The sequence below is a fragment of the Pseudomonas sp. NDM genome, from assembly GCF_003105095.1.
Classification (GTDB): Bacteria; Pseudomonadota; Gammaproteobacteria; order Pseudomonadales; family Pseudomonadaceae; genus Aquipseudomonas; species Aquipseudomonas moraviensis_A.
This window is the reverse complement of record NZ_QETJ01000046.1, coordinates 26851-33649: the sequence shown is the minus strand read 5'-3', so window position 1 is coordinate 33649 and position 6799 is coordinate 26851. Positions and strand designations below refer to the sequence as shown.

The following is a 6799-nucleotide window of genomic DNA, read 5'->3' as shown; positions in this document are numbered from 1 at the left end:
CTCACTCCTACAGTTGATAGCGGTGGGTCAGAGAAGTTTGTGCTCCATCGCATATTTCACCAGTTCAGCCAGCGAGGTGATGTTGAGTTTTTGCATCAGCCGCGCCTTGTGGGTGCTGATGGTCTTGCTGCTCAGGGCCAGTTGCTGGGCGATATCGTTGACGTTGGCGCCCTGGGCCAGGCGTTCGAACACCGAGAATTCGCGTTCGGACAGCAGCGAATGCAGCGGCCGCGTGTCGGTCAGGCCGACTTCGAAGACCATCCGGTCGGCCAGTTCCGGGTCAATGTAGCGACCACCCGCCGCGACCTTGCGGATCGCGGTAAGCAGCAGCGCCGGATCGCTGTCCTTGGTCGCATACCCGGCCGCGCCGACCTTCAATGCGCGCGCAGCCATTTGCGCTTCGTCGTGCATCGACAGCACCAGAATCGCCGGCGGGTTGTTCAGCGCACGAATGCGCGGGATCGCTTCCAGGCCATTGACGCCGGGCATGGAGATGTCCAGCAGCACCACCTCGCAAGGCACGCTGCGCAGGGTTTCCAGCAGTTGCTCGCCATTGCTCGCCTCCCCCACTACTTGCAGATCCTTGGCCAGGCCGATCAATTGCTTGATGCCTTCACGGACGATGGTGTGGTCTTCGGCTACCAGTACACGGATCACGTTCTTCTCCTCAGCCAACATATTTCGCGAGCAGGCTCGCTCCCACCCTGGAATGCATTCTCCCCGGTGGGAGCGGGCCTGCTCGCGAAGGCGTCAGCACTCACAACACAAACCTTCAGACCTCACTCACCGGCACCCACACCTTAAGACTGGTGCCCTCCCCCGGCTCGCTCTCCAGCTCCAGCCGCCCGCCCATGATCAGCACCCGCTCACGCATGCCGACCAGGCCAAACGACGTCGGCCGATCTTCAGCGGTGACAAATCCCACGCCATCATCGCTGACGGTCAGACACAATTCATCGCCCGCAAGCGCCAGCGTCAATTCCACCGTGTGCGCCTGAGCATGACGCATCACGTTGGTCAGCGCCTCCTGCAAAATCCGGAACAGCCCCACCGCCTTGGCATCGCTGAGCGCCGGCAGGTTGTCCGGCACCTGCACCAGACACGGAATCTGCGTGCGCGCCTCGAAGCGTCGCGCCTGCCACTCGATCGCCGAGGCAATCCCGGCATCGAGGATCGGCGGGCGCAACGCCGTCGCCACATCGCGCACCAGCTGAAATAGTTGTGCGATCAGGCGCTTCATGCTGTTGAGCCGTTCGTTCAGACCCGGATCGAGTTGCGCGTAGGCCAGTTCGCACATCGATGTCTCCAGTTTCAGCACGGTGAGCATCTGCCCCAGCTCATCATGAACTTCGCGGGCGATGCGCGCCTTCTCTTCTTCGCGCACGCTCTCCAGGTGCGCCGACAATTCACGCAACTGCTCGCGCGAAGCCGCCAGTTCCAGCTCGATGCGTTTGCTTTCGCTGATGTCCCAGACGATACCGTCCCACACGTAGGCGCCGTCCTCCAGTTGCCGGGTGATCGCCTTGATCTCGGCCCAGCGCTGCTCGCCCTGGCGCGTGACGATGCGGCCCTGCCACGACCAGTCGCTGTCGGTGTCCAGCGCCTGATCCTGGGTGCGGTGATAACTGGCCTTGTCGTCGGGATGCACCAGACTGCGCAGGCCCATGTCGCGGTGAGCAATGGCCGCCGGCGCGTAGCCGACCAGCGTCTCGCTGCCCTCGCTGATGTAGGCAAAGTCGATCTGCCCGGTGACCGGCGCCCGCTCCAGCCGAAACACCAGGCCTGGGACGTTGGCGGCGATGCCTTGCAGGCGCGCTTCACTTTCCTGCAACGCGGCCAGTGCGCGGCGCCGATCGGTGACGTCGGTGAGGTAGACCACCAGATATTCACTGTCACGAAAGCGCAGAAAACTCAGGGACACATCCGCCGGCAACACGCTGCCGTCGGCACGCAGGCAACTGGTTTCGAAGCTCAGCGGCCCTTCTTCACTGGCCCGCGCACGCTTCCACAGATTGAGCCAGCGATCCATGTGCAGGCCGGGTTCGAAGTCGATCAGCGGCCGCTCGATCAGCCCGCCCGAGGGATAGCCGAGCATGTTTTCCGCTGCGCGGTTGGCGTAGCGCACATGGCTGTCCCAATTGACCCACAGAATGCCAACGGTGCTTTGGTCGATGGAAAACTGCGTCAGTCGCAGCGCTTCTTCACTGGCTGCGCGCAACGCGATGTCCTCGCGGGCGCTGAGCAGGCGCTGTTCGAGGCTGTGCTGTTGGCGTCGCTGCCAGACCACGATCGCCACGCAACTGAACAGCATCACGGCAAACAACAGGCTGAGGTTCTGCCAGAACCCCGGCGATTCGGCCAGCCGTGGGTATTTCGGTTGCAGCCACTGATTGTGCAGTTGTTCCAGATCCTTGGCCGGAATCGCACGCAAGGCGCTCTGGACGATGCCGGCCAGTTCCGGCCAATCCCGCCGTGACGCCACACGCAGCAATTGCGGCAGGCCGATATCACCGACCACCACCAGTTCGGCGAACTCCGGCTCTACCGACAGGCGTCCCAACTGTGCTTCATCAATCACCGCGTAGGAGGCCTGCTGACTCAACAGCAACTGCAACGCCTGACGCTCCAGCGGCACGCCCTGCAGATTCAGGTGCGGATAGTTGCTGCGCAGATAATCGGCGGTGCTGCTCGGCATGCGTACGGCGACGCGAGTCTGGCTGTCGAGTTTTTCCAGATCGACTGCGCCGCTGCTTTTCTGGTCGCTGACCACCAGTTGCGGCACGCGCATGTACGGGTCGGAAAATTGCCAGAGGCGCAGCGCGCCCGGCGTTTGACTCAGACCCGGGGCGATATCGATCTCACCCTCGAGCAACGCGCTTTCCAACTGCCCGAGGTCCTGGAAATTGCGCCAGCTCAGTTCCACGCCCAGGGTTCTGGCGAGCAGTTTCATCAACTCGACATTGGCCCCGGACAGGCGCTGCAGGCGCCGATCATAAGTCGCGTAGGGCGCCTGCAGGACCAGGCCGACGCGCAACTCATTGTGCTGCGCCAGCCATTGCTGCTGCTCTGGCGTCAGTTGCGCGGCATGGGCCGGTGGCGCAGGTGCCGCCCAGCCCATCAAGGGAAACCACAAACAGCCGATAACCCACAGGCAGCAAAATCGCTTCATTGAAGTCTCATACACTGACAAATTCTGACCAACCTATTAGGCTGCCGGGATACTTTCTGGCCTGGAATAACCGATGCCCTCTGTCTACCGCCTGGCACTGCCAGCATTGTGCCTGTCGCTGATCCTGCCCTGTGCGTTTTCCGTCGAAGCCGCCGACCCGGCGCCCGCCGCCACGGACAAGCCCGCCGAAGAAAAACCGGCCGAGCGCCAGCCACTGCTTGAGCGTAGTCAGGAAGAGGCGGCCGCACTGCAACGTAAACTGCCGGCGCAAGAGCAGCAACAGTTACAGGCTGGCAGCGAGACCTTCCTCGCCCTGTGGAAACCGGCCAACAGCGCCGAGCCCAAAGGTGCGGTGATCATCGTTCCCGGTGTTGGCGAAACCGCTGACTGGCCGCAGGCCGTCGGCCCGTTGCGGCGCAAATTGCCGGACGCCGGTTGGAGCAGCCTGAGCATCACCCTGCCCGATCTGCAAGGCGACGCCATCGCCCCACGCGTGATCGAACCGGCCGCGGCGCCGAAAGCCCCGGAAACCACGAGCAAAGACGCCACCACCGCGCAACCGATCGAGCAAGCCGCTGGCGGTGAAGCGGAAGTTGCTGAACAGGTCGTGGCGCAAACCAGCGAAGAACAAGCCAAGGCCGATGCCGAACGCGTCTTCGGACGGATCGACGCAGCGATCGCCTACGCCGAGCAGCAGAGCGCGCGCAGCATTGTCGTGCTCGGTCACGGCACCGGTGCCTACTGGGCGGCGCGTTTTCTCAGCGAGCGACAAACGCCTCAGGTGGAGAAACTGGTCATGGTTGACGCGCAAGCACCGGCCAAAGCCCTGCCGCCACTCGCCGAACTGACGCCGACGCTGAAGCTGCCGACGGCGGATATTTTCTATATGGACAAAGCCCTCGATCGCAACGCGGCGCTGGAGCGCATGCAGGCCAGCAAGCGCCTGAAGACCTCGGCGTTCAGCCAGGTCGCGTTGAAGGTGTTGCCGGACAAAAAGGCTGAGCAGGAACAGCTGGTTCGACGGGTGCGGGGCTGGTTGAATCCACAAAATACGGACTGATAAAAGCAAAAGATCGCAGCCTTCGGCAGCGCCTACAGGAAAATGCATTCCAAGGGTAGGAGCTGCCGAAGGCTGCGATCTTCTGATCTTCAAGGGTCAGCGAAAATCCCGCCGCTCCCGAATCAACGTATAGGCATTGTGCAATTCCCGCGTCCGCTCGGTCGCCTCACGCACCTGGGCCGGCGTCGCGCCGCTGCCGGCAATCTTGTCCGGGTGATGGCGACTGAGCAATCGCCGGTAAGCGCGCTTGATCTGCGCCGGCTCGCTGCTCGCCGACACCCCAAGCAACTTCATCGCCTCCTGATAACTCACCGCAGCACTGACAATCGGCCGCTTGCCCGGCTCGTAATCGCTGGCCAGCGCTTGCACCTGCTGCGACGTCCAGCCCAGCCACTTGCCCCACTGCGCCAGCAACTCGCGTTCGCTGACACCGGCGCGACCATCGGCCCAGACCATCCGCCAACAGGCGCGCAACACACCTTCGGTCGCATGCGGTTGCGAACTCAGACGGCGCAGATAACCGCGCAGATTGTCGCTGCCGGACTTGCCACGATTGAACGCAGCAATGGCCCGCCGTGTCGCCGGCTCGCTCATCTCCAATGCGCGCATTTCATTGCGCGCCTGCTGGATATGCCCGTCCGTGACGCGCCCGTCGCTCTTGGCCAGACGCCCGAGCAAGACGAACAGCAGCTCATCGTTGCGCAGCATCGGCCGACCGCCGAGCTTTTCCCGCAAGTGTCCCCAGCTCTGCAGCTGCAGGCGCCGATCCAGCGCCTGCCCCAACAACGCTCCAAGCATGGCCCCCGGAATGCTGGCAATCGCGTACCCCACTCCGGCTCCAATCAGAGTCCCTGGCCACAACATCTCAGCGACTCGCTTCTATCAGGGCTTCGGCTTCGGCCAAGCGTTCATGGGTACCGACATCCACCCAATGGCCCTTCAGGCGCTCGCCCGTGACTTCGCCGTCGGCCATGGCTTTGCGCAACAAAGGCGCGAGTTTGAAAGCACCGTCGCTACAACCGTCGAACAGCTGCGGATGAAGCACGGCGATACCGCTGTAAGTCAGAGTAGGTGCATCAGGCTCGCCATCCTGCACTTTGCCGTCGATCAGGGTGAAATCGCCCTTCGGGTGATGCGCCGGATTGTCCGCCAGCACCAGATGCGCCAAACCATTGATCGGCTGGTGCAAAACGCTGAAGTCGTAATCGGTCCAGATGTCGCCGTTGACCACCAGAAACGCATCGTCACCGAGCAACGGCAGTGCACGGAAAATCCCGCCGCCGGTTTCCAGCGGCTCGCCCTCCGGCGAATACTGAATGCTCAGACCGAAACGCGAACCGTCGCCCAGATGATCTTCGATCTGCTGACCGAGCCAGGCGTGGTTGATGACGATGTCGTTGAAGCCTGCGGCCGCGAGGGTGCGCAGGTGATACTCGATCAGCGGCACACCGCCGGCACGCACCAGCGGTTTAGGCGTGGTCAGGGTCAGGGGGCGCATGCGCTCGCCTTTGCCCGCCGCCAGAATCATTGCCTTCATGCCGTCGCTCCAGCATGCAAGCTGCTGAACAGCGCTTGCAGCTCCGCCAGTTCGGGACGGCGGGCGATCACAGCTTCTATATAAGAGAAGAAGCGCGGCACGTCGGCCAGATAACGCGGCTTGCCGTCGCGATGGCAGATCCGCGCGAAGATGCCGATGACTTTCAGGTGACGCTGCACGCCCATCAGGTCGCTGGCGCGCAGGAAATCTTCGAAATCCGTCTGCACCGGAATATCCAGCGCCGAGGCCTGCTGCCAATAACTCTTCAGCCAGCCGCGTACACGTTCTTCAGGCCAGCTGAGGAACGCGTCCTTGAACAGGCAAGTAACGTCGTAAGTCACCGGGCCGTATACCGCATCCTGAAAATCCAGCACGCCGGGGTTGGGCTCGCTGAGCATCAGGTTGCGTGGCATGTAGTCGCGGTGCACCAGCACTTTCGGCTGCGCCAGCGCGCTGTCGATCAGCAGCTCGCTGATGTGCTGCCACTGTTGCTGCTGCGCCGCATCGAACTCGATGCCCAGCTCATGCTTGACGTACCACTCGGGGAACAACTCCAGCTCACGCCGCAACAGGGCGACGTCGTAACCGGGCAACGGTGCGACCATCGGCAACTGTTGAAAAGCCAACAGCGCTTGCAGGGCATCGTGGAATAACGCGTCGGCATTTTCGCCATCGATCACGTCAAGATAGGTCTTGTTGCCCAGGTCATTGAGCAAAAGAAAACCGCGCTCGAGGTCTTCGGCATAAATTTTCGGCACATTTATTCCGGATTTCGCCAGCAAAAAGGCGATATCCACGAACGGTTTGCAGTTTTCCTGCGGTGGCGGCGCGTCCATCACGACGAAGCTGCGACCGTCGCCCTCCCAACGGAAGTAACGACGGAAACTCGCGTCGCTGCTGGCCGCGGTCAACGTGGCCGGGGGCACGGTGCCCCAGCCCTGCTCGGCAAACAGCTTCGCCAACTGCTCATCGAGCCAAACTTTCAGGTGTTGCAAGCGTACATCTTGGTCAGGCATTGCAAGGGTCTCCGACG

General features: G+C 62.4%; 6 protein-coding genes. 1 reads left to right on the top strand and 5 read right to left on the bottom strand.

The window, feature by feature from the left end:
• Nucleotides 1–27: 27 nt before the first annotated feature.
• Together DCO47_RS12390 and DCO47_RS12385 are read right to left on the bottom strand one after the other, a co-directional pair.
• Nucleotides 28–678 (bottom strand): response regulator transcription factor, encoded by a 651-nt coding sequence (locus tag DCO47_RS12390; RefSeq protein WP_177330622.1) that lies wholly within the window; start codon nucleotides 676–678, stop codon nucleotides 28–30.
• A 94-nt stretch (nucleotides 679–772) separates the two neighbouring features.
• Nucleotides 773–3169 carry a PAS domain S-box protein gene (locus DCO47_RS12385; protein WP_116658188.1) on the bottom strand — a complete coding sequence of 799 codons (2397 nt, stop codon included), beginning with the start codon at nucleotides 3167–3169 and terminating at the stop codon, nucleotides 773–775.
• A 73-nt stretch (nucleotides 3170–3242) separates the two neighbouring features.
• Between DCO47_RS12385 and DCO47_RS12380 the strand changes: the two genes are divergently transcribed.
• The gene (locus DCO47_RS12380; protein WP_116658187.1) at nucleotides 3243–4229 is read left to right on the top strand and encodes an alpha/beta hydrolase family protein; all 987 of its coding nucleotides are present in this window, start codon (nucleotides 3243–3245) and stop codon (nucleotides 4227–4229) included.
• 96 nt (nucleotides 4230–4325) lie between these two features.
• On the opposite strand, the gene DCO47_RS12375 is transcribed toward DCO47_RS12380, so the two are convergent.
• Genes DCO47_RS12375 through DCO47_RS12365 form a run of 3 tightly spaced genes read right to left on the bottom strand, consistent with a single transcriptional unit; the run spans nucleotide 4326 to nucleotide 6782 of the window.
• Complete coding sequence (locus DCO47_RS12375; protein WP_042610124.1) at nucleotides 4326–5093, bottom strand: TerB family tellurite resistance protein; 768 nt, start codon at nucleotides 5091–5093, stop codon at nucleotides 4326–4328.
• A gap of 1 nt (nucleotide 5094) precedes the next feature.
• Complete coding sequence (murU, locus tag DCO47_RS12370) at nucleotides 5095–5766, bottom strand: N-acetylmuramate alpha-1-phosphate uridylyltransferase MurU (RefSeq protein WP_116658186.1); 672 nt, start codon at nucleotides 5764–5766, stop codon at nucleotides 5095–5097.
• Nucleotides 5763–6782 carry an aminoglycoside phosphotransferase family protein gene (locus DCO47_RS12365; protein ID WP_065616558.1) on the bottom strand — a complete coding sequence of 340 codons (1020 nt, stop codon included), beginning with the start codon at nucleotides 6780–6782 and terminating at the stop codon, nucleotides 5763–5765. Before DCO47_RS12365 ends, murU begins: the two co-directional genes overlap by 4 nt.
• Between the last annotated feature and the right edge of the window lie 17 nt (nucleotides 6783–6799).